The 23,914-nt window shown below is 72.3% G+C and carries 20 protein-coding genes; 9 read left to right on the top strand and 11 right to left on the bottom strand.

The features are described from left to right. Window positions 1-21: 21 nt before the first annotated feature. Window positions 22-555: a GtrA family protein gene (locus tag ACNJ93_RS12205; protein ID WP_418957410.1), complete on the bottom strand. Its 534-nt coding sequence runs from the start codon at window positions 553-555 to the stop codon at window positions 22-24. A gap of 164 nt (window positions 556-719) precedes the next feature. On the opposite strand from ACNJ93_RS12205, the gene ACNJ93_RS12200 reads away from it, so the two are divergent. The 3 genes from ACNJ93_RS12200 to ACNJ93_RS12190 are packed head-to-tail and all read left to right on the top strand — an operon-like array spanning window position 720 to window position 3,587. Continuing rightward, window positions 720-1,859, top strand: coding sequence for a 5-(carboxyamino)imidazole ribonucleotide synthase (locus tag ACNJ93_RS12200; protein WP_418957409.1), 1,140 nt, complete (start codon window positions 720-722; stop codon window positions 1,857-1,859). A 19-nt stretch (window positions 1,860-1,878) separates the two neighbouring features. Continuing rightward, on the top strand, window positions 1,879-2,376 hold the full coding sequence (gene purE / locus ACNJ93_RS12195) for a 5-(carboxyamino)imidazole ribonucleotide mutase (protein WP_418961381.1): 498 nt from the start codon (window positions 1,879-1,881) through the stop codon (window positions 2,374-2,376). Beyond that, on the top strand, window positions 2,373-3,587 hold the full coding sequence (locus ACNJ93_RS12190; RefSeq protein WP_418957408.1) for a dipeptidase: 1,215 nt from the start codon (window positions 2,373-2,375) through the stop codon (window positions 3,585-3,587). The genes purE and ACNJ93_RS12190 overlap by 4 nt, the downstream gene beginning before the upstream one ends. Before the next feature lie 106 nt (window positions 3,588-3,693). On the opposite strand, the gene ACNJ93_RS12185 is transcribed toward ACNJ93_RS12190, so the two are convergent. Then, the gene (locus tag ACNJ93_RS12185; protein ID WP_418957407.1) at window positions 3,694-5,019 is read right to left on the bottom strand and encodes a UDP-glucose dehydrogenase family protein; all 1,326 of its coding nucleotides are present in this window, start codon (window positions 5,017-5,019) and stop codon (window positions 3,694-3,696) included. Between the two features lie 123 nt (window positions 5,020-5,142). Between ACNJ93_RS12185 and ACNJ93_RS12180 the strand changes: the two genes are divergently transcribed. Further along, window positions 5,143-6,300 (top strand): acyl-CoA dehydrogenase, encoded by a 1,158-nt coding sequence (locus tag ACNJ93_RS12180; RefSeq protein ID WP_418957406.1) that lies wholly within the window; start codon window positions 5,143-5,145, stop codon window positions 6,298-6,300. A gap of 54 nt (window positions 6,301-6,354) precedes the next feature. Here the strand turns inward: ACNJ93_RS12180 and ACNJ93_RS12175 are convergent, their stop codons facing one another. Then, entirely contained in the window at window positions 6,355-7,611 is a 1,257-nt protein-coding gene (locus ACNJ93_RS12175; RefSeq protein ID WP_418957405.1) for an LCP family protein, read from the bottom strand. Window positions 7,612-7,742: 131 nt separating this feature from the next. Between ACNJ93_RS12175 and ACNJ93_RS12170 the strand changes: the two genes are divergently transcribed. Further along, window positions 7,743-8,276: an acyl-CoA thioesterase gene (locus ACNJ93_RS12170; protein ID WP_418957404.1), complete on the top strand. Its 534-nt coding sequence runs from the start codon at window positions 7,743-7,745 to the stop codon at window positions 8,274-8,276. 51 nt (window positions 8,277-8,327) lie between these two features. On the opposite strand, the gene ACNJ93_RS12165 is transcribed toward ACNJ93_RS12170, so the two are convergent. Then, window positions 8,328-9,692, bottom strand: coding sequence for an LCP family protein (locus ACNJ93_RS12165; protein WP_418961380.1), 1,365 nt, complete (start codon window positions 9,690-9,692; stop codon window positions 8,328-8,330). Window positions 9,693-9,911: 219 nt separating this feature from the next. On the opposite strand from ACNJ93_RS12165, the gene ACNJ93_RS12160 reads away from it, so the two are divergent. Beyond that, entirely contained in the window at window positions 9,912-10,925 is a 1,014-nt protein-coding gene (locus tag ACNJ93_RS12160) for a glycosyltransferase family 2 protein (protein WP_418957403.1), read from the top strand. Window positions 10,926-11,000: 75 nt separating this feature from the next. Here the strand turns inward: ACNJ93_RS12160 and ACNJ93_RS12155 are convergent, their stop codons facing one another. From ACNJ93_RS12155 to ACNJ93_RS12140, 4 genes are all read right to left on the bottom strand, one after another. Further along, window positions 11,001-12,719, bottom strand: coding sequence for an LCP family protein (locus tag ACNJ93_RS12155; protein ID WP_418957402.1), 1,719 nt, complete (start codon window positions 12,717-12,719; stop codon window positions 11,001-11,003). Between the two features lie 53 nt (window positions 12,720-12,772). Next, window positions 12,773-14,527 (bottom strand): LCP family protein, encoded by a 1,755-nt coding sequence (locus ACNJ93_RS12150; protein WP_418957401.1) that lies wholly within the window; start codon window positions 14,525-14,527, stop codon window positions 12,773-12,775. 255 nt (window positions 14,528-14,782) lie between these two features. Further along, window positions 14,783-16,009 carry an LCP family protein gene (locus ACNJ93_RS12145; RefSeq protein WP_418957400.1) on the bottom strand — a complete coding sequence of 409 codons (1,227 nt, stop codon included), beginning with the start codon at window positions 16,007-16,009 and terminating at the stop codon, window positions 14,783-14,785. Window positions 16,010-16,141: 132 nt separating this feature from the next. Further along, on the bottom strand, window positions 16,142-16,894 hold the full coding sequence (locus ACNJ93_RS12140) for a TIGR03089 family protein (RefSeq protein ID WP_418957399.1): 753 nt from the start codon (window positions 16,892-16,894) through the stop codon (window positions 16,142-16,144). A 137-nt stretch (window positions 16,895-17,031) separates the two neighbouring features. Here ACNJ93_RS12140 and ACNJ93_RS12135 point away from each other — a divergent pair, with 137 nt between their 5' ends. The 3 genes from ACNJ93_RS12135 to ACNJ93_RS12125 all read left to right on the top strand — a co-directional run bounded on the left by ACNJ93_RS12135 (window position 17,032) and on the right by ACNJ93_RS12125 (window position 20,638). Beyond that, the gene (locus ACNJ93_RS12135) at window positions 17,032-18,378 is read left to right on the top strand and encodes a peptidoglycan recognition protein (protein WP_418957398.1); all 1,347 of its coding nucleotides are present in this window, start codon (window positions 17,032-17,034) and stop codon (window positions 18,376-18,378) included. A 101-nt stretch (window positions 18,379-18,479) separates the two neighbouring features. Continuing rightward, complete coding sequence (locus tag ACNJ93_RS12130) at window positions 18,480-19,562, top strand: sugar phosphate nucleotidyltransferase (protein WP_418957397.1); 1,083 nt, start codon at window positions 18,480-18,482, stop codon at window positions 19,560-19,562. A 98-nt stretch (window positions 19,563-19,660) separates the two neighbouring features. Next, on the top strand, window positions 19,661-20,638 hold the full coding sequence (locus ACNJ93_RS12125) for a DNA-3-methyladenine glycosylase family protein (RefSeq protein ID WP_418957396.1): 978 nt from the start codon (window positions 19,661-19,663) through the stop codon (window positions 20,636-20,638). Window positions 20,639-20,659: 21 nt separating this feature from the next. On the opposite strand, the gene ACNJ93_RS12120 is transcribed toward ACNJ93_RS12125, so the two are convergent. The 3 genes from ACNJ93_RS12120 to ACNJ93_RS12110 form a co-directional block, all read right to left on the bottom strand. After that, window positions 20,660-21,985: a coenzyme F420-0:L-glutamate ligase gene (locus tag ACNJ93_RS12120; protein ID WP_418957395.1), complete on the bottom strand. Its 1,326-nt coding sequence runs from the start codon at window positions 21,983-21,985 to the stop codon at window positions 20,660-20,662. Then, window positions 21,982-22,938, bottom strand: coding sequence for a 2-phospho-L-lactate transferase (gene cofD / locus ACNJ93_RS12115; RefSeq protein WP_418957394.1), 957 nt, complete (start codon window positions 22,936-22,938; stop codon window positions 21,982-21,984). The genes ACNJ93_RS12120 and cofD overlap by 4 nt, the downstream gene beginning before the upstream one ends. 64 nt (window positions 22,939-23,002) lie before the next feature. After that, entirely contained in the window at window positions 23,003-23,536 is a 534-nt protein-coding gene (locus ACNJ93_RS12110; protein WP_418957393.1) for a cysteine dioxygenase, read from the bottom strand. Window positions 23,537-23,914 lie beyond the last annotated feature (378 nt).

Genomic DNA, 23,914 nt, shown 5'->3' with positions numbered 1-23,914 from the left:
TGGGCGTGGGCGGGGCGTCTCTCAGCCGACCCTGTCCGGCTGCGGCCGTACCGCCTGCTTCGGAGTTTTCTCCAGGAACGATTCCGCCGCCTCCACGGCCGCCGCCGCGACCGGCTCGGGCTCCGGCAGCGCCCGGAACACCCACGTCCGGTAGGACCAGAAGCGGAACAGCGTCGCGACGCCGATGCCGAAGAACTTGAAGAAGTTGCTCTGCAGCGGGCTGTCCCAGTGGAAGCCGTACGTCGCCACGAACAGCACCCCGTTCTGGATCACCAGCCCGATCGCGCTGAAGACGAAGAACAGCGTGACCTCGCGGGCCCGCCCGCTCTTGTCGCGGTCCCGGTAGGTGAAGTACCGGAAGCCCACGTAGTTGAAGGCGATGGCCACGACCGTCGCGACGATGCTCGCCCGGACCACGGGCAGGTCCGTGAAGTGGCGGACGAGGTTGAAGACGCCGAGGTCCACCAGGAGCCCGACACCGCCCACCGCGCCGAACTTCGCGAACTCACGGGTGAGCCGGTCGAGCCGCACCCGCAGTGCGCTTCGTTCACTCATGGTGATCGCTCAGCCCCGTTCGTTCGGTTTCGTCAACCCAGCCATGCTAACGAGCCGCACGAGTGACCGCCCGAGGACACCGCAATGACCCCCGATCGCCCCGCCGGGGCTGTCGTAAACCACAGGGGGACGGTGCTTCCCCGCTCGGCGGATACCCTAAGAGGGTGACGTTCCCGGTAGTCGGCATGGTCGGTGGCGGACAGCTCGCTCGTATGACACACGAGGCAGGCATCCCCCTCGGCATCAGGTTCAAGCTCCTCAGTGACACTCCCCAGGACTCGGCGGCCCAGGTGGTGAGCGACGTCGTCATCGGCGACTATCGCGACCTGGACACGCTGCGTGACTTCGCGCGCGGCTGCGACGTGATCACCTTCGATCACGAGCACGTGCCCGCGGAGCACCTGCGCGCCCTGGAGGCGGACGGCGTCGTCGTCCGCCCCGGGCTCGACGCCCTGGTGCACGCCCAGGACAAGGGGGTGATGCGCGCCAGGCTCGACGCGATCGGCGCGCCCAGCCCGCGGCACCGCATCGTGGCCGACCCGGCCGACGCGGCCGCGTTCGCCGCCGAGGTCGGAGGCTTCCCCGTCATTCTGAAGACCGTGCGCGGCGGCTACGACGGCAAGGGCGTGTGGTTCGTCCGCTCCGAGGCGGACGCCCACGAGCCGTTCAAGGCCGGGGTGCCGGTGCTCGCCGAGGAGAAGGTCGACTACGTCCGCGAGCTCGCGGCCAACATCGTCCGCTCCCCGCACGGCCAGGCCGTCGCCTACCCGGTGGTCGAGTCCCAGCAGGTCGACGGCGTCTGCGACACCGTCATCGCCCCCGCCCCCGGGCTCTCGGACGAGCTGGCCGGCGAGGCGCAGGAGCTGGCGCTGCGGATCGGCAAGGAGCTCGGCGTCGTCGGCCACCTCGCCGTCGAGCTGTTCGAGACCTCCGACGGCCGGATCCTCGTGAACGAGCTGGCCATGCGGCCGCACAACTCCGGCCACTGGACCCAGGACGGCGCGATCACCTCGCAGTTCGCCAACCACGTCCGGGCCGTCCTCGACCTGCCGCTGGGCGACCCCCGCCCGCGCGCGAAGTGGACGGTCATGTGCAATGTCCTGGGCGGCGACTACCCGGACATGTACACGGCCTACCTGCACTGCATGGCCCGGGACCCGCAGCTCAAGATCCACATGTATGGCAAGGACGTGAAGCCCGGCCGCAAGGTGGGGCACGTCAACACCTACGGCGACGACCTGGACGACGTGCTGGAGCGCGCGCGTCACGCCGCCGGCTATCTGCGAGGAACGATCGTTGAGTAATCCGCTCATTGGCATCGTCATGGGGTCGGACTCCGACTGGCCCGTCATGGAGGCCGCGGCGCAGGCCCTGGACGAGTTCGAGATCCCGTACGAGGTCGACGTCGTCTCCGCCCACCGGATGCCGCGCGAGATGATCGCGTACGGCGAGGAGGCGGCCGGCCGCGGTCTGAAGGCGATCATCGCGGGCGCCGGCGGCGCGGCCCACCTGCCGGGCATGCTCGCCTCCGTCACGCCGCTGCCGGTGATCGGCGTCCCGGTGCCGCTGAAGTACCTCGATGGCATGGACTCGCTGCTGTCGATCGTGCAGATGCCGGCCGGTGTGCCGGTCGCCACGGTCTCGGTCGGCGGCGCGCGCAACGCGGGCCTGCTCGCCGCCCGGATCCTCGCCGCGCACGACGCCGACCTGCTGGCCCGGATGCGCGAGTTCCAGCAGGAGCTGAACGACCAGGCGACGGAGAAGGGCAAGCGGCTGCGGGCGAAGGTCGACGGCTCGAACGCGTTCGGCTTCGCGAAGTGACCGCGGCGGACGGCCCGTCGGCGTACCTGGACGAGGCGCGGGAGCTGCTGGCCGCGCACCCGGTGGCCGACGGCCACAACGACCTGCCCTGGGCGCTGCGGGAGCATGTCCGCTACGACCTGGACCGGCTGGACATCGCCCGTGACCAGGCCGGGAAGCTGCACACCGACCTCGGCCGGCTGCGGGCCGGCGGGGTCGGCGCGCAGTTCTGGTCGGTGTACGTGCGCTCCGACCTCGCGGGGGACCGCGCGGTCAGCGCGACGCTGGAGCAGATCGACGTCGTCGACCAGCTCCTCGTGCGGTACGCCGGCGATCTCGCGCCGGCGCTCACCGCCGACGACATGGAGGCGGCGCGGGCGGGCGGCCGGATCGCCTCGCTCAAGGGCGCCGAGGGCGGCCACTCCATCAACGACTCCCTCGCCACCCTGCGGGCGCTGTACGCGCTGGGCGTGCGCTACATGACGCTCACGCACAACGACAACATCGCCTGGGCGGACTCGGCGACGGACGTCCCGGCCGTCGGCGGCCTGTCGGCCTTCGGCCGCGAGGTCGTCCGCGAGATGAACCGGCTCGGGATGCTGGTCGACCTCTCGCACGTGGCCGCGACGACGATGCGCGACGCGCTGGCCACGACCGAGGCGCCCGTGCTGTTCTCGCACTCCTCGGCCCGCGCGGTCTGCGACCACCCGCGGAACGTCCCGGACGACGTCCTGGAGGCGCTGCCGGCGAACGGCGGCGTGGCGATGGCGACCTTCGTCCCGAAGTTCGTGCTGCCGGCGGCGATGGAGTGGACGGCCGCCGCGGACGAGAACCTGCGGGCGCACGGGCTGCACCCCCTCGACACCACGGCGGAGGCGATGCGGCTCCACGCGGCGTTCGAGGAGGCCCACCCGCGCCCGGTGGCGACCGTCGCGACGATCGCCGACCACCTCGACCACATGCGCGAGGCGGCCGGCGTCGACCACATCGGCATCGGCGGCGACTACGACGGCACGGCGTTCACGCCGGAGGGCCTGGAGGATGTCTCCGGGTACCCGAACCTGATCGCCGAACTGCTGCGGCGCGGCTGGTCGCGGTCCGACCTGGCCAAGCTGACGTGGGGCAACGCGGTGCGGGTGCTGCGGGACGCGGAGGCGGTGGCCCGGGACGTCCGCACCCGGCGCGGCCCGTCGAACGCGACGATCGAGCAGCTGGACGGCACCACGGCGTAGGCCGGCGGGGGTACCCGAACGGACCGGCCCACCGCGCCGGTGCGGGGGCACGGTGCCACGGTGGGCGGTCTGCGCGCCGTGGCGGGGCCGGAGGCGGTCGGCCCGGTCAGGCCGACGGGCGGCCCATGGCGCGGTACGTCCAGCCCGCCTCGCGCCAGCGGACCGGGTCCAGCGTGTTGCGGCCGTCCAGGACGACCCGGGACGAGGCGACCTCGCCCAGCTCCGCCGGGTCCAGGTCGCGGAACTCGCTCCACTCCGTCAGGTGCAGCACGACGTCCGCGCCGCGCACCGCCTCCAGCGCCGAGTCCGCGTAGACCAGCGTCGGGAACAGCCGGCGGGCGTTCTCCATGCCCTTCGGGTCGTACACGGTCACCTGGCCGCCCTGCAGCTGGATCTGACCGGCCACGTTCAGCGCGGGCGAGTCGCGGACGTCGTCGGAGTCCGGCTTGAAGGTCGCGCCGAGCACCGCCACCCGCTTGCCGAGGAACGAGTCGACGCCGAGCGCCTCACGGGTCATGGAGACCATCTGGGCGCGCCGCCGCATGTTGATCGAGTCGATCTCGCGCAGGAAGGTCAGCGCCTGGTCCGCGCCCAGCTCGCCGGCCCGCGCCATGAACGCGCGGATGTCCTTCGGCAGGCAGCCGCCGCCGAAGCCGATGCCGGCGCGCAGGAACTTCGCGCCGATCCGCTCGTCGTGGCCGATCGCCTCCGCCAGCTTGGCGACGTCGCCGCCGGCGGCCTCGCAGACCTCCGCCATCGCGTTGATGAAGGAGATCTTGGTGGCGAGGAAGGAGTTCGCCGCCGTCTTCACCAGCTCCGCCGTCGGATAGTCCGTCACCACGAACGGCGAGCCCTCCGACACGGGCCCCGCGTACACCTCGCGCAGCAGCTTCTCCGCGCGCTCGCTGCGCACGCCGACCACGATCCGGTCCGGGTGCAGCGTGTCGTCCACGGCGAAGCCCTCGCGCAGGAACTCCGGGTTCCAGGCCAGGTCCACGCCCTCCGGCAGCAGCGCGGAGAGCCGCTCCGCGGAGCCCACCGGCACCGTCGACTTGCCGACGACCAGCGAGCCGCCGCGGACCACGGGGGCCAGGGAGGCGAAGGCGGCGTCCACGTACGACATGTCGCAGGCGTACTCGCCGTGCTTCTGCGGCGTGTTCACGCAGACGAAGTGGACGTCGCCGAAGGCGCCGACCTCCTCCCAGGAGGTGGTGAAGCGCAGTCGGCCGGTCGAGCCCTCGATCCCCGCGACGTGCTTCGCGAGCAGTTCCTCGAGACCGGGCTCGTACATCGGCACCCGGCCGGACGACAGCAGCTCGATCTTCTCGGGGACGACGTCGAGCCCGAGGACCTCGAAGCCCAGTTCCGCCATCGCCGCTGCGTGCGTGGCGCCGAGGTAGCCGGTGCCGATCACGGTGATCTTGAGGGCCATGCGGGGACTCCAGTACGTCGGGCGGAATGCCTGCCCGAGCATAGTCGGGCCCTGGCCCGGGACCCCGCCACGCCCTACCATTTGAGTTACTTAACGGTAGTTAGCAAGTGGGAGTGACTGAGCGTGGCTGGTTCCGCTGATTTCGACCTGTACCGGCCGTCGGAGGAGCACGACATGCTCCGGGAGACGGTCCGTTCGCTCGCGGAGGCGAAGATCGCCCCGTTCGCGGCGGAGGTGGACGAGGAGGGCCGGTTCCCGCAGGAGGCCCTGGACGCGCTGGTCGCGTCCGACCTGCACGCCGTGCACGTCCCGGAGACCTACGGCGGCGCCGGCGCGGACGCCCTGGCCACCGTGATCGTGATCGAGGAGGTCGCCCGCGCCTGCGGTTCGTCCTCGCTGATCCCCGCGGTGAACAAGCTCGGCTCGCTGCCGGTGATCCTGTCCGGCTCGGAGGAGCTGAAGCACAAGTACCTCGCCCCCCTCGCCGCGGGCGAGGCGATGTTCTCCTACTGCCTGTCCGAGCCGGACGCCGGCTCCGACGCGGCGGGCATGAAGACCCGCGCGGTGCGCGACGGCGACTTCTGGGTGCTGAACGGCGTGAAGCGGTGGATCACCAACGCGGGCGTGTCGCAGTACTACACCGTGATGGCCGTCACCGACCCGGAGAAGCGGTCGAAGGGCATCAGCGCGTTCGTGGTGGAGAAGGACGACGAGGGCGTGTCGTTCGGCGCGCCGGAGAAGAAGCTCGGCATCAAGGGCTCCCCGACCCGCGAGGTCTACCTCGACAACGTCCGCATCCCGGCCGACCGGATGATCGGCGCCGAGGGCACCGGCTTCGCCACCGCGATGAAGACCCTGGACCACACCCGCATCACCATCGCCGCCCAGGCCATCGGCATCGCCCAGGGCGCCCTCGACTACGCCAAGGGCTACGTCACCGAGCGCAAGCAGTTCGGCAAGCCGATCGCCGACTTCCAGGGCGTGCAGTTCATGCTCGCCGACATGGCCATGAAGCTGGAGGCCGCCCGCCAGCTCACCTACGCCGCGGCCGCGAAGTCCGAGCGCGTCGACGGCGACCTGACCTTCTTCGGCGCCGCCGCCAAGTGCTTCGCCTCCGACGTCGCCATGGAGGTCACCACTGACGCCGTCCAGCTCCTCGGCGGCTACGGCTACACCCGCGACTACCCCGTCGAGCGCATGATGCGCGACGCCAAGATCACCCAGATCTACGAAGGCACCAACCAGGTCCAGCGCATCGTCATGGCCCGCAACCTCCCGTGACGGAAACGGGCCCGCCGAAGGATCGGCGGGCCCTTTCGATCAGGTGACGCGGGGTCAGCGGTTCGACGTCACCGTCACCGGCTCGTCGTTCTGGATCTGCGAGACCAGCTGCTTCACCTTCGGCATGTCCCACTTCAGGGAGCCCTGCGGCGCGCTGCCCGAGATCGGGATGTTCATGGACTTGCCGTCGCCGCCGCTGATCCCCTTCATCGCGAAGAACATCTTCGCGAGGTCGTACAGCGACATGTCCTTGTCCACGATCAGCGTGTCCAGGCCCGCGCCGAGCGTCGGGTACAGCGTGAACGGGTTCAGGATCGTGCCGGGCGTCGCGGCCTGGTTGGCCAGCGCGGAGAGGAACTTCTGCTGGTTCTTCGTCCGCGCGAGGTCCGACTCGGCGAAGGCGTACCGGGTGCGGACGAACGCCAGCGCCTGCTCGCCGTTCAGGGTCTGCTTGCCCGCCTGGAAGTCCGCGCCGGACTTCTTGTCCTTGAAGCCCTTCTCGATGTTCATCTCGACACCGCCGAGCGCGTCCACGATGTTCGCGAAGCCGGCGAAGCCGATCTCCGCGTAGTGGTCGATGCGCAGCCCGGTGTTGTACTCGACGGTCCGCACCAGCAGCTCGGGGCCGTCCATCGCGTACGCCGCGTTCAGCTTGGAGCCGCCGCGGGCCTTGTACGTCCTGCCCGACTCGGAGCCGACGAACGAGGGGATCGTCACCCACGAGTCGCGCGGCAGCGAGACCATCGTGTTCCCGCTGGAGCAGGCGGCGAGGATCATCATCGAGTCGGTCCGCTTGCCCTCGGCGGAGCCGGTGTGCAGCTTCTTCTTCTCCTCGGCGGACATGCCCTCACGGCTGTCCGAGCCGACGATCAGATACGTGGTGCAGTCGCCCTCCTCGGGGCGCTCGATGACCTTGGCGAGGTCGACCTCGCCCCGGAGCTTCGAGCTCGCCCAGGCGTACGTGCCGATGCCGTACGCCAGCACCGCGACGACGAGGACGATCGAGCCGACCTTGATCCGGCGGCGCCAGTCCGGCGCGGGGCGGCCGTAGCCGTCGTCGTACGGCTCGCGCGGCGGCGGTACGGTGCCGCGGCCCCCGCCCTGCGGGCTGCCGTAGACCTGGCCGGTGCTGTACCCCGAGTCGTACCCGGAGGCCTGCGCCTGCGTGTAGTTCGGGTTGTACCCCTGGCCCGGCTGCTGCGGGGGCACCGGCGGACGCTGCCGCTGCCGCTGCACGTGACGCATCACACGCGGGCCCTCGGGCTCGTCACCTGCGCTGCCGTGGCCGTAACCGCCTTGCCAGTCATTCATGCGCAACAGTGTGCCGTTCGCCCAGGCGGCGCCGACAGGCCGGGTGGACAATCGCACCGGCCCTGTTGCCAAGCTGATGCAAAGGTGACCGGGCCGAGGCACGCCGCAAAGCTCGGCATAAGGTGGACGACATGACAGATCAGGGCGATATCCCGGGCAAGCCCACCGCCGCGTCGCGGACCACGCTCAGCCACATCATGACCAGCCACGACACCAACCTCCTGGGCACCGTGCACGGCGGTGTGATCATGAAGCTGGTCGACGACGCCGCCGGGGCCGTCGCCGGCCGCCACTCGGGCGGCCCGGCCGTCACCGCCTCCATGGACGAGATGGTCTTCCTGGAGCCGGTCCGCGTCGGTGACCTCGTCCATGTGAAGGCGCAGGTCAACTGGACCGGCCGGTCCTCCATGGAGGTCGGCGTCAAGGTGCTCGCGGAGCGCTGGAACGAGTCCACGCCGGCCCAGCAGGTGGGCTCCGCGTACCTGGTCTTCGCCGCCGTCGACGCGGACGGCAAGCCGCGGCCGGTGCCGCCGGTGATCCCCGAGACGGACCGGGACCGGCGCCGCTACCAGGAGGCCCAGATCCGCCGCACCCACCGCCTGGCCCGCCGCCGCGCCATCAAGGAGCTCCGCGAGGCCCGCGCGGCCGAGGGCTACGAGGACTGAACCGTCCCCTTCCGAGCCGCCCGGCGGGACCTGCCCGCCCGGCGGGACGGTCTACCCGCAGACGACCTGGTCCCCGGTGACCGCGTCGAACTGCCCGCTCTGCGTCTGCTCCGGCCGTACGGGCGTCACGCCCTTGTAGTCCGCCCCCGCGGTCACCCGCATAGTCCGCCCCTGCCCCGGCACCGCCTTGAGCTGCGCCCCCGGCAGCGCCGCCGCCAGGGACTTCGCCGAGCGGTCCCAGCGGGGGTCGTACGTGATCAGGGTGCGCCGCAGCGCGGGGCCGGTGCCGTTCTGCGGGGCCCCGGTGGTGTCGAAGCCGGTGCCCCGCAGCGCCGCGTCCACCTTGCGCCCGAGCCCGTCGGTCTTCGTCCCGTTGTAGACCTGCACCCGGATCTGCCGCGGCGGCACGTCCACCACGACCCGCCGCACCGCGGGCCCGCGGTGCGGGGCGAGCGGCTTGTCCTCCCGCAGCGCCCGGAACAGCCCGCTCGCCTTCTTCGCGTCCCACTTCACCGTCGAGCCGATCCCCTTCACCGGGAAGCTCACGTCCCCCACCGGCACCGAGACGAACTCCGACGAGGCCGGACCGAAGCCCCGCATCGCCTTCGCCAGGGCCACCATGCGGTCCGCGCCGAAGCCCTGGTCGGCCCGGACCGAGCCGAGCACGCTCGTGGTCACCTCCCGGAACCGCACCGGGTTCAGCAGCACCCCGTTGCTCGTGATCCGGTGGATGAGCGCCGCCACGAACCGCTGCTGGCGCTGCATCCGGCCCAGGTCCGCCGCCCCGTCGACATGCCGTGAGCGCACGTACTGCAGCGCCTGCCCGCCGCTCAGCCGGTGCCGGCCCGCGGCCAGGTTCAGCCCGGTGTACGAGTCCTTCACCGGCTTCGCGGTGCAGATCTCCACCCCGCCGACCGCGTCCACCGTCTTCATGAAGCTGGTGAAGTCGACCTCCAGATAGTGGTCGATCTTCACCCCGGTCATGTTCTCGACCGTCCGCACGGTCAGCGCCGGCCCGCCCTCCGCGTACGCGGCGTTCAGCTTCACCGGATGCGCGTCGTGGTGCCGGCCGGTCGTCGCGTCGACGTGCTCGGGCATCTCCGCGTACGAGTCGCGCGGCAGGCTCACCACACTGACGCGCTCGCGGTCCTCGGACAGGTGCACCAGCATCACGGTGTCGGTGCAGTGGCAGGGTGCCCCGCCGAGCCGGTACTTCTCCTTCTCCGCCGGGGTGATCTTCTCCCGTCCGTCCGTGCCCACGACCAGCACGTTCATCCCGTGCCCGGCCTGCGGCCGGTTCTTCATGTCCTTGAACGGGTCGACCCGGTCGATCCCCGTGTCGAGGCCCGTCATCAGGGCGTGCCCGATGCCGCCCGCTCCCAGCACCAGCACCGACAGGGCGGTGGCCACCCGCATCCCCCAGCGGGGCCGCTCTTCCCGTCTGACGCGGCGGGCCGGGGCGGGACGGCGGCCGGCCGGCCGGGGACGGGGCGGGCGGGGCGGTGTGGGCACCGGGGACACCTCCGCGGGGGTGAGGGAGAGCGAGAGAACCGTAGGCCCATACGATCAGCGACAGCGGGTGCCGCACCCGGCGGCGCGCGACCATGTCCCCCGTTCGCGGTAACGTGGCGGGCGATGAATGCCACGCCCGTCTCCGTGATCATGCCGGTCCTCAACGAGGAGCGGCACCTGCGCGACTCGGTCCGTCACATCCTCCAGCAGGAGTACGACGGCGAGATGGAGGTGGTGATCGCGCTCGGGCCGTCCACGGACCGCACCGACGAGATCGCCGCCGAGCTCGTCCGCGAGGACCCCCGCGTGCACACCGTGCCCAATCCCACGGGCCGTACGCCCGCCGCGCTGAACGCGGCGATCAAGGCGTCCCGTCACCCGATCGTGGTGCGCGTCGACGGTCACGGCATGCTCTCCCCGGACTACATCGCCACCGCCGTCCGGCTCCTGGAGGAGACCGGCGCGCAGAACGTCGGCGGCATCATGCACGCCGAGGGCGAGAACGACTGGGAGCACGCCGTCGCCGCCGCCATGACCTCGAAGATCGGCGTGGGCAACGCGGCCTTCCACACCGGGGGCGAGGCCGGCCCGGCCGAGACCGTGTACCTCGGCGTCTTCCGCCGGGAGGCCCTGGAGCAGCAGGGCGGCTACAACGAGGAGTTCATCCGCGCCCAGGACTGGGAGCTGAACTTCCGCATCCGTGAGGCGGGCGGCCTGATCTGGTTCTCGCCCGAGCTGCGCGTCCAGTACCGGCCCCGGCCGAACGTGCGCGCGCTGGCGAAGCAGTACAAGGACTACGGCCGCTGGCGGCACGTGGTGGCCCGCTACCACCAGGGCTCCATCAACCTCCGCTACCTGGCCCCGCCGACCGCGGTCTGCGCCATCGCGGCCGGCCTCGTGACCGGCGTCACGCTCAGCCCGCTCGGCTTCGTGATCCCGGCCGGCTACCTCGCCGCGATCACCGCCGGCTCGATTCCGGCGGGCAAGGGCCTCCCGCTGAAGGCCCGTCTGCAGATCCCGGTGGCCCTGGCCACCATGCACATGTCCTGGGGCTTCGGCTTCCTCACCAGCCCCCGCTCCCTGGCCCGGAAGGTCATCGCCAGCCGCCGCCCGGCGGTCAGGGCGACGACCGTCTGAGCCACGGCCGACGCGACGAGGCCGCCCGGTGCGTCACGCACCGGGCGGCCTCGTCGTGTTCCGGGAGGGGCCGGGTCAGCTCTTGCCGTCCCAGCGGTAGACCGAGTAGACCGGCATGCAGTGCTTCTCGTCGGCCCGGACCACGTCCGAACCCTCCGGCAGGTCGCCGGCCTCCGTCTTCGCCGGCTTGAACACGGCGCCCTCGCGCCAGTCCTGGCCGACCACCACGGTGATCCCCTCGGCCGCGGCGTCCGCGCGGACGGCCGTCGCCGGCAGACCGAGCGCCGTGGCGACCGACACCGCGTCGGCCTTCCCCTGCTCGCCCTCGGCCTTCGGGTACTTGACCACCGAGTCCTTGCGCGGCTCCGCGCCCTGCGAGGACCTCGCCTTCGTGAAGCCCTTGCCCTGCAGGGTCTCCGAGATGCTGCGGGCCCGGCCGCCGATCGGGGCCTCGGTGTCGGAGCCGGTGCCGTTGACGACCGTCACGCCGATCGAGCCCGGCGCGGCCGCCGTCGGTCCCGGCTTCGCGGAGGGGGAGGGGGACGGCTTGGCGTCCTTCGGGTCGCCGTTCTTGTCGAAGGCGACGTCCTCGCGGAGCATGCGGAAGATCTTGTCCGCGGCGCTGGGGACGAGCTGGAGCTTGTTGCGGTCGATCCGGGACTCGACGGTCGGCACCGTGGCCGTCGTCATCCGGTTCAGCTTCACGTTCTTGAGCTGCATCGACAGGTCGAACAGGCCCTTCACGGAGGCGATCTCGTCCGAGACCTGCAGCGCCTTGGTCGCCGTCTCGGCGAGGCTGAGCAGCTGGCCGGTGTCGGACCAGGCGTTCTGCTTCTGCAGCTTCTCGAACATGCCGTTCATGTACATGTGCTGGGCCTTGGCCCGGCCTTGGTCGTTGCCCCAGGCGTGCCGGGTGCGCAGCCACTGCAGGGCCTGCTCGCCCTTGATCTCGGTGGTGCCTTCCTTCAGCTTCAGGCCCGAACCGCCGGGCACCTGCCGGGTCGGCTTGTCGTGGACGCCGGTCTCCACACAGACCGGGACGCCGCCGACCTCGTCCGCCATCGCGACCACACCGGCGAAGTCGATCATCATCCAGTGGTCGATGTAGACGCCGGTCAGCGTCTCCCAGGTGGTGAGGGTGCAGCCCGGACCGCCGCGTCCCAGCGTCTCGTTGATCGGCCGGTTGCTCGTCGACGGGTAGGTGTTGCCCTCGTCGTCCTTGCACTTCGGGATCGTGACGATCGTGTCGCGGGGGATCGTGACGGCGGAGGCGTTCTTCCGGTCGGCCGAGATGTGCAGCAGCATCTGCACGTCCGCGAGCGGCTTCTGGTCACGGAGGTTCTTGCCGCCGCCCAGCTTGACGTTCTTCGGGTCCTTCCGGCTGTCCGAGCCGATCAGCAGGATGTTCAGCGGGGTGTTGCCCAGGGCGTTCGGCGCGGCCTTCTTCACGCCGCTGTCGCCGCCGCTGCGGCCGCCGGAGCGCAGGTTGCTGTTGAGGTGCTCGTAGTACCAGTAGCCCGCGCCGGCGGTGCCGAGTATGAGCAGCGACACCGTGGCCGCCGTCCACTTCAGCACCTTGCCCTTGCCGGACTTCTTGGCACGGCGGCGCGGACCGCCGCGGCGGTGGCCCGGGCCGCTGCCCGCGTCGCCCGAACCGCCGCCGTCGCCGGAACCCGGCCGTACGCGCAGGCCCATCGTGCCCGCGTCCTCGTACAGGCTGTCGTCCCAGCCGTGTTCACGGGCGCGCGGAACGCGCTCTCGCGCTCCCTCCCCACGCACGCTGCTCTGTCCCACCCCTGGGCCCCCCTCGGATACTCAGATGCGGCCGTCGGCCCGGAACATCCGGGTCACGAGGCGCACACCTTCTTGTCGGCTTCTACCTTGTCGATGTCCGGCACCTTCGCCGGCCCGGTGAGGGGCACCCCCGCGCCCTTGAAGTCAGAGCCGAGAATCAGCGTCATCGGTTCCCTCTCACCGGCCTCCTGCGTCCCCTGCTTGAGCGCCGCCGCGGGCAGGCCCATCAGGTCCGCCAGCTTCCGTGCCTGGTCGGCCTGGTTCGGGGCGTACTCCAGCGTCGTCGTGACCTGCTTCTGCGGTGCGTTGCTCTTGTTCGTGGAGCGGAACACCCCCGCGTCGTTCTGCAGCCAGTTGATCGTGTTCTGCGCCGCGCCGCGGATGCCGCTGCCGTTGTAGACGTCCACCCGCACCTGCGACGCCTCGGCGCGCGGTCCCTTCAGGAGCGCGGCCTGGGCGTTCGCCTGCGCGTTCTTGGCGTCCTTCTCCTTCTTCTTCACCTCGGTGAGCGAGGTGTCGGACTTCAGCAGCGCGAAAAGCTGCGGCGCCTTCGTCGGATGCGGGACGACCGTCGCCTTGATCTTCTCGTTCGGGTTGTCGATGACCGGCAGCGTGGCGAACGTGATGTTCTTCGGGTCGATCGGGGTGAGTTCCTTCGCCAGGTCCGAGAGCTTGGCGATGCTCCCTATGCCGGTGTCGACGGTCAGCGCGTTGGTGGCCGCCTCGGCGAGCCCGTACAGCTTGGTCGGGCTGGTCAGCGTCTCGTCCGACTTCATCTGACGGATCATCGAACTCAGGAACTGCTGCTGGATCTTGATGCGGTCCAGGTCGCTCTCGTTGCCGAAGCTGTGCCGGGTCCGGACGAAGGCCAGGGCCTGTTCGCCCATGACGACGGACTCGCCCTTCGGCAGGTTCAGCTTGGAGTCCTTGTCCTTGACCGGCTTGGCCACGCAGACCTTCACGCCGCCGACGGCCGTCGTCATCTCCTTGACGGCGTTGAAGTCGGCCATCATGAAGTGGTCCACGGTCAGCCCGGTCAGCTCGGTGACCGTGCGCATCGTGCAGCCGGGGTCGCGGCCCGCCTGGCCGAGGCTGGTGTTGAACCGGACGTCCGTCTCGCCGGGGATGACCTTCGTGCCGTCCGCGGTCTTGGTCTCGCAGTCCGGGATGTTCGTCTTCAGGTCGCGCGGGATCGACATCGCCGTCGCGTTGGTGCGGTCCGCGGAGACGTGGAACAGGATCGTGGTGTCGGCGTGCCCGGGGCTGTTCTTGTCGCCGTAGCCCTGGTTGCCGGAGCCGGTGCGCTTGTCGGTGCCGATCAGCAGGATGTTGAAGGCCTTGCCCTTCTTGAACCCGCCGCCGCTCGCCCCGGCCACGTCGACCGTCTTGATGTTCCCGTTGAAGTGCTCGTACAGCGCGTACGCGCCCACGGCGCCCGCGGCGACGACGAAGGCCGTCACGCCGCCGGTCCACATCAGGGCCTTCTTGCGGCGGGACTTCGCCGGGCGGCGCTTGCGGCGGCCCGCCGGGCCTTCGCCGCCGTGGCCACGGCCCTGGCCCTCCGCGACCCGCCGTCGGCGCTGCCCGGGTACGGGTGCGGCCTCGGTGGCGCCGGAGCGGCGCTCGCCGTCAGGGGCGCGGCCGGCGGCTCTGGGGCTCGGCGGGGTGGTGCCGCGCGGACGCGAGACGGGTGCCGACTGCCCAGCGGAACGGTCCAGTCGCAGTTCGTAGTTGCCGGTGCGCGGGTTGAGCACCCACTGGTCGGCGGGGTCGATCTCGTCCGCCCGTCCACGGCTGTGCGCGTCCACGGTTGCCTGAGTCCTCCGTCGGTGCCACGCGGCGCCTCCCCCGGCAGGCGCTCGATTTCTTTCGATCTCTCCGTGCGCGACACGCGGTCGCAGCACCGGATCGCGTCACACTATCCGCCCAGTTCAGCGCGGGGCGACGTCCGTGACAAATTCCACGCACCTTACAAGCGGGCAATTCGCTCAAACACCGTTTCCTGCGAGAGCGGGTTTGGGTGGCGCTTTACCTGACCGCCGGAGCGTGACCGGGCGGTCACCTCACGAGCACACGCCCTCGGCCGCGTTGCGTCCCGAGAACGTGGGGGTCGGCTCGGCCTCCGGTTCGTCCTCCTTGTACCGTCCGTCGTCGCTCTCCGCGTCCGGGACGACCTCCACGGGCAGGTCCTCGCGCAGCCGCTTGAACAAGGCGTTCGCGGCAGGCTGCACCAGTTCGTCCCGGTTCGGGTCGTACGCGTACGGGCGCCGCGGCACCGTGAGGAACTGCACCTTCTCCGTCGGCACGCTGCGCATCGAGCGGGCCAGGTCGTACAGGTCCCGCAGCGAGTCGAGCCCCGGATCGGTGGTGAGCGCCTTGGTCGCCGCGTCCAGGACCGGGTACAGCTTCGCCGGGTTCAGCAGGACGCCGTTGCTCTGCACCTTGTTGACCAGCGCGCCGAGGAACTGCTGCTGCCGGTCCATGCGTTCGGTGTCGCTGCCGTTGCCCAGCGACTTGCGGGCCCGTACGAAGCCCAGCGCCTGCTCGCCGCGGAGCGTGTGCCGGCCGGCCGGCAGCTTCAGATGGGCGTCCGGGTCGTTCACCGGCTCCTTCAGGCAGACCTCGACGCCGTCCACGGCGTCGACCATCTTCTTGAAGCCGCGGAAGTCCACCACCATGTGATGGTCGACCCGGATCCCGGTCAGCCGCTCCAGGGTGCGGATGGTGCAGGCGGTGCCGCCGAACTCGTACGCCCAGTTGAACTGCGCGAACTGCTCACGGGTGCGTGTGCCGTCCGCCGTGCGGCAGCTCGGGATCCGCACCATCAGGTCGCGCGGCACCGACACCGCCGTGGCGCTGGTCCGGCCCGCCGCCAGGTGCAGCAGGATCGTGGTGTCCGAGCGCTGCGTCCCCTTGTCCCGGCCGTACTTGCGGTTGCCGCTGCCGGCGCGGGTGTCGGAGCCGATCATCAGGATGTTCCGCGCCCCGAGCGCCCCCGGGCGGGGGCGCTCCTTCTCGTACCGGCGCAGTTCCGCCTCGGCGGAGGTGTCGGTCGTGATGTTGGAGTCCAGCTTGCGGTACAGCCACCAGCCGGTGGCGGCCGCGACCAGCACGACCACCGAGCAGCCGACGGCCGTCCACCGTGGCCAGCGCCGCTTCGGCGTGCCGTCGCCCGGCTCCCCGTCGCCCGCCGGACCGTCCGGCTCGGCGGGGGTGGGGGTGCCTGCGCTGTCCGTCACGTCTGCGGTCCCGTCCGTCGAGGGGGTCAAAGGCGCGTACCCGCCGATCATCCACCTGCGTCGACGCCCGGGCCCGGGGACTCGGCGCGTCGCTGCGCCGGACGGGTGGCGGAAGGGGCATGCCCGTGCGGTCGGCCGTGACGGTGGCCGTTCGCTCGGTCGGCCGTGACGGTGGCCGTTCGCTCAGTCGGCCGTGGCGGTGACCCGCTCGCTCTCCACCCGCTTCGCGAGCCCGTCCGCGTCCAGCCGGTCCAGGTGCCGGCAGAGCACGACCGAGCCGCCGGCCGCCAGCGGCGCGTACAGCCCGGCGGAGACGCCCTCCCAGGAGTCGTACCCGCGGCCCGTCAGCAGCCGCGCCCCGGGGGCGAGGCCGAGGGTCTCCGCGTCGGCGCGGGCCCGCTCCACGAGCTGGGCCCCCGTCAGCTCCAGGCCCGACACGGCCAGCGCGGGCGCGTCCGGATCGACCGGGACGTACGGGGCGAACCGGTCGCCCTGGCTCGGCACCTCCACCGCGTAGTCCGCGTACCCGGCGGGCGGGATCCGGAAGCGCCGGCCCAGCGGCTCCAGCGAGAGCGCGATCCGGTCCCCGGAGCAGGCCAGGCCCGCGTCGAACCGGCCCGGACCGGCGACGACGTGATCGGCGGCGGCGGGGTCGCCGTCCAGGTCGGCGATCACGCCGACGGACGAGCAGGCGAGCAGCCATACGGCGGTCTGCCAGTGGGCCGGCAGCAGCAGGGCCAGCCGTTCGCCGGGCTCGGCGCCCAGTTCGTCCTGGAGCAGATTGGCCGTCTTCGCCACCCAATTGGCGAAGGTGGCCACGGACAATTCGACGCGCTCACCGGTGGCGTCGTCGTAGAAGGTGACCAAGGGGCGGGCCGGGTCCGCGGCGAGCGCGGATCGCAGCAGGTCCGCGGGGGTGCGATCGGTGGCGTTCACCCGCGCAAGGGTACGCGGGCGCGCCCCGGCGACACCGCCGTACCGGTGACCGGGTCCTCCGGTCGGACCGACGGGCCGTCAGTTTCCGGGGCTCGTCCCGGCGCGCGGAACGCCGGCGGGCTCCGCACCATCGCACCATGCGTGCCTACCTTGCTACCTCCATCGGCGTCGTGTGTACGGCCGCCCTCGTCCTTCCCCTCGCGCCCGCGGCCGGAGCCGCGGCCCCGCCCCCGACCGACCCGCTCGCCTCGCGCTCCGCGCCCGCGGACGACACCCGCGCCGCGGGGGACACCCGCGCCGCGGGGGACACCCAGTCGCTTCCGCTCGACGTCCTCGGCAACGCCCGCGCGGCCGGCTCCGCCGCCGTGCGGGGCCTGACCCGACGGGACGTCAGACCGTTCTCGCTGGTCGGCGTCGTCTGGGACGACGCCGGGGCCGAACTGCACGGCAGCGTCCAGGTCCGGACGCGCGCCGCCGACGACGGGTCCTGGTCCACCTGGCAGGACGTGGAGACCCACGCCGACGGAGCCGACCCGGGCACGGAGGGCCGCGCCGACGGGCCGGTGCGCGGGGCGACCGCCCCGCTGTGGGTGGGCGACTCGGACGGCGTCGAGATCCGCGTCCGCGCGGAGGGCCGGGCCCCGCTGCCGGAGGGCCTGCGGCTGGAACTGGTCGACCCGGGCGAGGACACGACCGCCGGCGGGGCCTCGGACAGGTCCCTGGCCTTGGGCGCGCCGGAAGGCACGGTGCTCCCGGCGCTGCCCCGCCGTCAGACCGAGGCGGAGTACGCGGCGGAGTCCGCGGGCCGGTACGCGTACGAGACCGACCACGAGCGGGAGGCCGCCCTCCCCGAGGCGGCGCTGCGCGCGCGGCCGTACATCGGGCCGCGTCCCCGGATCGTCACGCGGAAGGGCTGGGGCGCGAACGAGAAGCTCCGCGAGAAGAAGTTCGTGTACACGAAGAAGGTGAAGGCCGCCTTCGTGCACCACAGCGCGACCGGCAACAACTACAGCTGCCGGCAGGCCCCCTCCGTGCTGCGCAGCATCTACCGCTACCACGTCGTGAGCCTGGGCTGGCGGGACTTCGGCTACAACTTCGCCGTCGACAAGTGCGGAAACATCTACGAAGGCCGCGCCGGCGGCGTGACCCGGGCCGTCCTGGGCGCCCACACCCGCGGTTTCAACACCGACAGCATGGGCATCGCCGTCCTCGGCACCTTCGGGTCGAGCAATCCGCCGGCGGCCGCGACCAACGCGGTGGCCCGCCTGACGGCCTGGAAGCTCGGGCTCTTCGGGGCGAACCCGAAGGGCAAGACCACTCTGACGTCCGGCGGTGGCAACCGGTACAGGAAGGGGACGAAGGTCAGACTGAACGTCATCTCCGGGCACCGCGACGGCTTCGCCACCACGTGCCCGGGGGCCCGGCTGTACAAGAAGCTCGGAACCACCCGGACCGCGTCCGCGAAGTACCAGGGGCGTGTCTGATACACCCCATACGGTCATCGGTCCGATCATCTGCATAAACTGACCGGTCACATCGCAGGACCAGCGGTGTGACCGGCCCGAGCAGGAAGCAGAGACGACTGGTGACAGAAGCGATCCTTCTCGTCGGCGGCAAAGGGACCCGGCTGCGGCCGCTGACGGTGAACACGCCGAAGCCGATGATCCCGGCGGCGGGAGTGCCCTTCCTCACCCACCAGCTGGCCCGGGCCCGCGCGGCCGGCGTGGAGCACGTCGTCATGGCGACCTCGTACCTGGCCGAGGTCTTCGAGCCGTACTTCGGCGACGGCTCGGCGCTGGGACTCAGCCTGGAGTACGTCACCGAGGAGGAGCCCCTCGGCACCGGCGGCGCGATCCGCAACGTGGCGTCCCGCCTGCACTCCGGCCCGGACGACCCGGTCCTGATCTTCAACGGCGACATCCTCACCGGCCTGGACATCCGCGCCCTGGTCGCCACGCACGCCTCCTCCGGCGCGGACGTGTCGCTGCACCTGACGCGGGTGGCGGACCCGCGGGCCTTCGGCCTGGTGCCGACGGACCCGACCGGCCGCGTCACGGCGTTCCTGGAGAAGCCGCAGACACCGGAGGAGATCGTCACCGACCAGATCAACGCGGGCGCGTACGTGTTCCGGCGCTCGGTCATCGACACGATCCCCACCGGCCGGCCGGTCTCCGTCGAGCGCGAGACCTTCCCCGGCCTGCTCGCCGAGGGCGCGCACCTGCAGGGCATGGTCGACTCCACGTACTGGCTCGACCTCGGCACCCCGCAGGCCTTCGTCCGCGGCTCCGCCGACCTGGTCCTGGGCCGCGCCCCGTCGCCCGCGGTGCCGGGCCGCTGCGGCGACCGGCTGGTCCTGCCGTCGGCGCGGGTCGCCCCGGACGCCAAGCTGACGGGCGGCACCGTGGTCGGCGAGGACGCCGTGGTGGGCGCGGGCGCCCGGATCAGCGGCAGCACGATCCTGGCGGGCGCGGTGGTGGAACCCGGCGCGGTCATCACCGACTCCCTGGTCGGCGCCGGCGCCCGCATCGGCGCCCGCACGCTGCTGACCGGCGCGGTGATCGGCGACGGCGCGGAGGTCGGCGCCGACAACGAACTCCGCGACGGCGTCCGCATCTGGTGCGACACGACCCTCCCGGCGGGCGCGGTCCGCTTCTCGTCCGACCAGTAGCGTTCTCGTCGGAGCAGTGCCGCGGCGGCCCGCCCCTGACGGGTGACGGGCCTCACGGGCGGCGGAGCCGGGCGGGGCGCGCGGCTACGCTCGTACGCATGGCCGGCCGCTTCGCTCCCCGTACCCCCTCCACGCGCACCACCGTGCGCGGCGGGCACGTGCCCGTACCCGGAGGGGCGCGGAGCCTGGACCTGGAGCACGGCCTCGACCTCGGGCTCACCCTCGGGCCCCTGCGCCGCGGTCCCGGCGACCCGACGTTCCGCGTCACCCCGGACGGCTCCGTCTGGCGGGCCAGCCGGACACCGGACGGCCCCGGCACGCTCCGCGTCGCCCTGCGCGCCGGCGCGGTCGAGGCGCAGGCATGGGGCCCCGGCGCGAGCTGGCTGCTCGACGGGCTCCCGGCCCTCCTCGGCGCGCACGACGACCCGGCGGCCTTCGTCCCCCGCCACCGCCTCCTCGCCGCCTCCCAGCGCCGCCGCCCCGGTCTGCGGCTGACGCGGACCGGCCTTGTCCTGGAGTCCCTGATCCCGTCCGTCCTGGAGCAGAAGGTCACGACGGACGAGGCGTACCGCGCCTGGCGCCTGCTCGTCCGCCGGTTCGGCGAACCGGCCCCCGGCCCCGTCCCGGACGGCATGCACGTGATGCCCGAGCCGCGGACCTGGCGGCAGATCCCGTCCTGGGAGTGGCACCGCGCCAACGTCGACGACAAGCGCGCGTCGACGATCCTGCGCGCCGTGCGCGTCGCCGGCCGCCTGGAAGAGGCCGCGGGCATGGAGCCGCGGCAGGCCCAGGACCGCCTCGAACTCGTCCCCGGCATCGGCCCGTGGACCTCCGCCGAGACGGTGCAGCGCAGCAACGGCGCCCCCGACGCCGTCACCGTCGGCGATCTGCACCTGCCCGGCATCGTCGGCTACGCCCTCGCGGGCGACCGCCACGCCGACGACGCCGCGATGCTCGAACTCCTCGCCCCCTACGCCGGCCAGCGGCACCGCGCCGCCCGGCTGATCCTGCTCAGCGGCCGCGTCCCGCCCCGCCGGGCGCCCCGGATGACGCCCGGCGACATCGTGGCCCTGTAGGCCGTGCTCGGGGACGCCCGGCTAGCGGACCTCGACGAACGCGTCCGCCGACCTGGCCGGCCGCTCCTTCGGCGGGGCGGCCGGATGACCGATGGCGACCGCGCCCATGGGGTCCCACTCCGCGGGCAGCCCGAGGACGTCCCGTACGACGTCGCGGCAGAACATCGTGGACGACACCCACGCGGAGCCGAGCCGCTCGCCCGCCAGCGCCACCAGGAAGTTCTGCACCCCCGCGCCCGCCGCGACCACGAACATCTCCCGCTCGGCGGCGTCGCGGCGCGGATCGCCGTAGTGGTGCGCGCCGTCCATGACCAGGCACGGCACCGCGAGATACGGCGCGTTGCGCAGCACGTCACCGCGCCGCACCCGCTTCGCGATCGACTCCTCCGACCTGCCGTCCCGCCGCAGGTCCGCGATCCACGCCTCCCGCATCGCGTCGAGCAGCCGGAGCCGCGCGGACTCCGACTCCAGGAGCACGAACCGCCACGGCGTCGTGTGGTGCGGCGCCGGCGCGGTGACGGCCGCCGCGACGGCCCGGCGCACCGCGCCCGGGTCGACCGGCCGGTCCGTGAACTCCCGCACGGTGCGCCGCAGCGTCACCGCCTCCCGCACCGCCTCGGACGTCCCGAGCCGGAACATGTCGTCGGCGGCGTCGCGCACCAGCGCCGCCGCGCCTGAGTCGTCGTCGCCGTCCACGACGTGCGGCAGGCCCCGCACCACGGCGACCGGCCGCCCGGCCGCCTTGCCCTTCACCAGGTCGCCCGCCGCGGCCAGTTCGTCCGCGGTGGCGACGACGGTCGCGCTGAGCGGGTTCCCGTAGGCGTCGGTCCCGCCGCGCAGGTCGTCCAGGACGCGCACGCCCGCCGCTCCGATCGCCACGTCGGTGAGCCCGCTGCGCCACGGCCGCCCGAAGGTGTCCGTGACGACGACGCCGACGTCCACGCCGAGCGCCTCGCGCAGCCCCTCGCGGATGCCGCGCGCCGAGGCGTCCGGGTCGGCCGGCAGCAACAGCACCGTCCCGGCCGGGGTGTTGGAGGCGTCCACGCCGGCCGCCGCCATCACCAGGCCCTGCCGGTTCTGGACGATCCGGAGCGTGCCGCGCCGGGCCACCACGCGCACGGTCTCCGCGTCGATGGCCTCCTCGCGGTCGTCCGCGGCGAGGATCCGTCCCTCCGCCTTGCTGACGATCTTGGACGTGACGAGGACGACGTCCCCGTCCGCCAGGTCCGGTGCCGCGGCGGCGATCAGCTTGGCGACGTCGTCGCCCGGACGCACCTCGGGCAGCCCGTCGAGGGCCCACACGCGGTACTCGGCCGGCGCCGCGGGCCCGGGGAGCGCCGCCGTCACCCGCGGACCTCGTCCGCCAGCGCCAGCGCCTCACGGGCCATCGCGGCCGTGGCCTCGACGTCCGTCATCATCAGCGGCACCGCGCGGCAGCGGATCCCCGCCGCCTCCACCCGCGCCACCGCGCCCTCGTCGACGGTGTCGACGAGCCAGCCGTCGAGCAGCCCGGAGCCGTAGTGCTCGGCCACCGCCGCGGCCGTCGCCTCGACGCCCACCGCGGCCAGCACCTTGTCCGCCATCCCGCGCACGGGCGCGTCGCCCACGATCGGCGAGAGACCCACCACGGGCACGCCCGCGGCGGCGATCGCCTCGCGGATCCCGGGGACGGCGAGGATCGTGCCGATGGAGACGACGGGGTTCGACGGCGGGAAGAGGATCACGTCGGCCGCGGCGATCGCCTCGAGCACGCCCGGCGCCGGCTTCGCCTGCTCGGCGCCGACGGGCACGACCGCCTGCGCGTCCACGGAGGCGCGCAGCTTCACCCAGTACTCCTGGAAGTGCACCGCCCGCCGCTCGCCGTCGATCTCGATCGCGACGTGCGTCTCCACGCGGTCGTCGGACATCGGCAGCAGCCGCACGCCCGGCTGCCAGCGGGCGCAGAGCGCCTCCGTGACGGCGCTCAGCGGGTAGCCGGCGCCCAGCATCTGCGTGCGGACGATGTGGGTGGCGAAGTCCCGGTCGCCGAGGCCGAACCACTCCGGCCCGACGCCGTACGCGGCGAGCTCCTCCTTGACGTGGAAGGTCTCGTCGGCCCGTCCCCAGCCCTGCTCCTCGTTGATGCCACCGCCGAGGGTGTACATCACCGTGTCGAGGTCGGGGCAGACCTTCAGCCCGAACAGATGGATGTCGTCACCGGTGTTGCCGATGACCGTGATGTCGGCGTCCGGAGCGGCCTGCTGGAGACCGCGCAGGAAGCGGGCACCACCGATGCCGCCGGCGAGAACCACAATGCGCATGAGCACAGTCTGTCAGCCGAAGGCTGATCGTTTGAGGGGTGGTGGCCGGGCGGCGGGAGGGCTGTCAGGCGGAGACGGTGTCCTCGGTCGCCGGGGAGCACTGGGCGCGGAGCTCGGCCTGATCGTCGCGGTCGTACGGCGCGTGCATCGGCATCTCGGTCAGGCCCGGGTAGTAGACGTGCAGGCTGACCGCCGGTTCGAGGGAGTCGTTGACGACCTCGTGCACGTACCCGGGGGCGAAGACGCGCTGCGCGCCCTCGGCCAGGGTGCGCCGGCCCCGCTCCGTACGTTCCGTCAGTTCGCCCTGCAGGACGGTCAGGAGACCGGAGGAGCGGCCGTGGTCGTGCAGCCCGCTGCCCTGGCCGGGGACCCAGGACAGCAGCCAGACCTCGTAGCCCGGCCCCGTGCGCAGCCGGTGGTACCAGCGGGTGGTGGCGTCGTAGCGGACGAGGTGGGCCCACTGGGCGCGGTCGGCGGCGAGCTCGCGGGCGAGGCCGGCGAACTCGGCCACGGTGGTGGGGTGCTCCTTGGCGGGCTGGAGCAGGTGCGGGACCTCAAGGATGTCGCCGGCGATCTGAAGGTCGCTGTCGCTGTTCATGGGTGCGGTGGTTCCTCGGCAGAACGTGCGGGGGAGTGCGGTGCGGTGCGAAGAGATACGTCGACGCGCGCGAGGCGAGGGCGTCGGAAGGGTCGCTGGAGCGCGGGGGCATCAACAGCTGGAACAGCAACAGCAACAGCGCGCCTGGACAGCGCGGCGGAACCCACGGGCGTGGGTCGCGGAGAGCGCTGAGGTCGCTGGCATGCCATCAAAGGTGGCGGGCCGCGTCCCGACTGTCAACTCAATGACCGATTTGGCGGCAATGTTTCACCTCATCCGGTTACTCCGTCCGGAGAAAGGTTTGTGCAGCCCGAGGGCGGGACACATGGCGCAGCAGCCGTGCTCGTAAACGCGGCGGGGGCTCCGTGATCGGACTGT

Origin of the sequence: Streptomyces tritici, from assembly GCF_048500665.1 — a bacterium.
Classification (GTDB): Bacteria; Actinomycetota; Actinomycetes; order Streptomycetales; family Streptomycetaceae; genus Streptomyces; species Streptomyces tritici.
The sequence above is the reverse complement of the archived record's forward strand: the minus strand, read 5'-3'. Positions and strand labels throughout refer to the sequence as shown.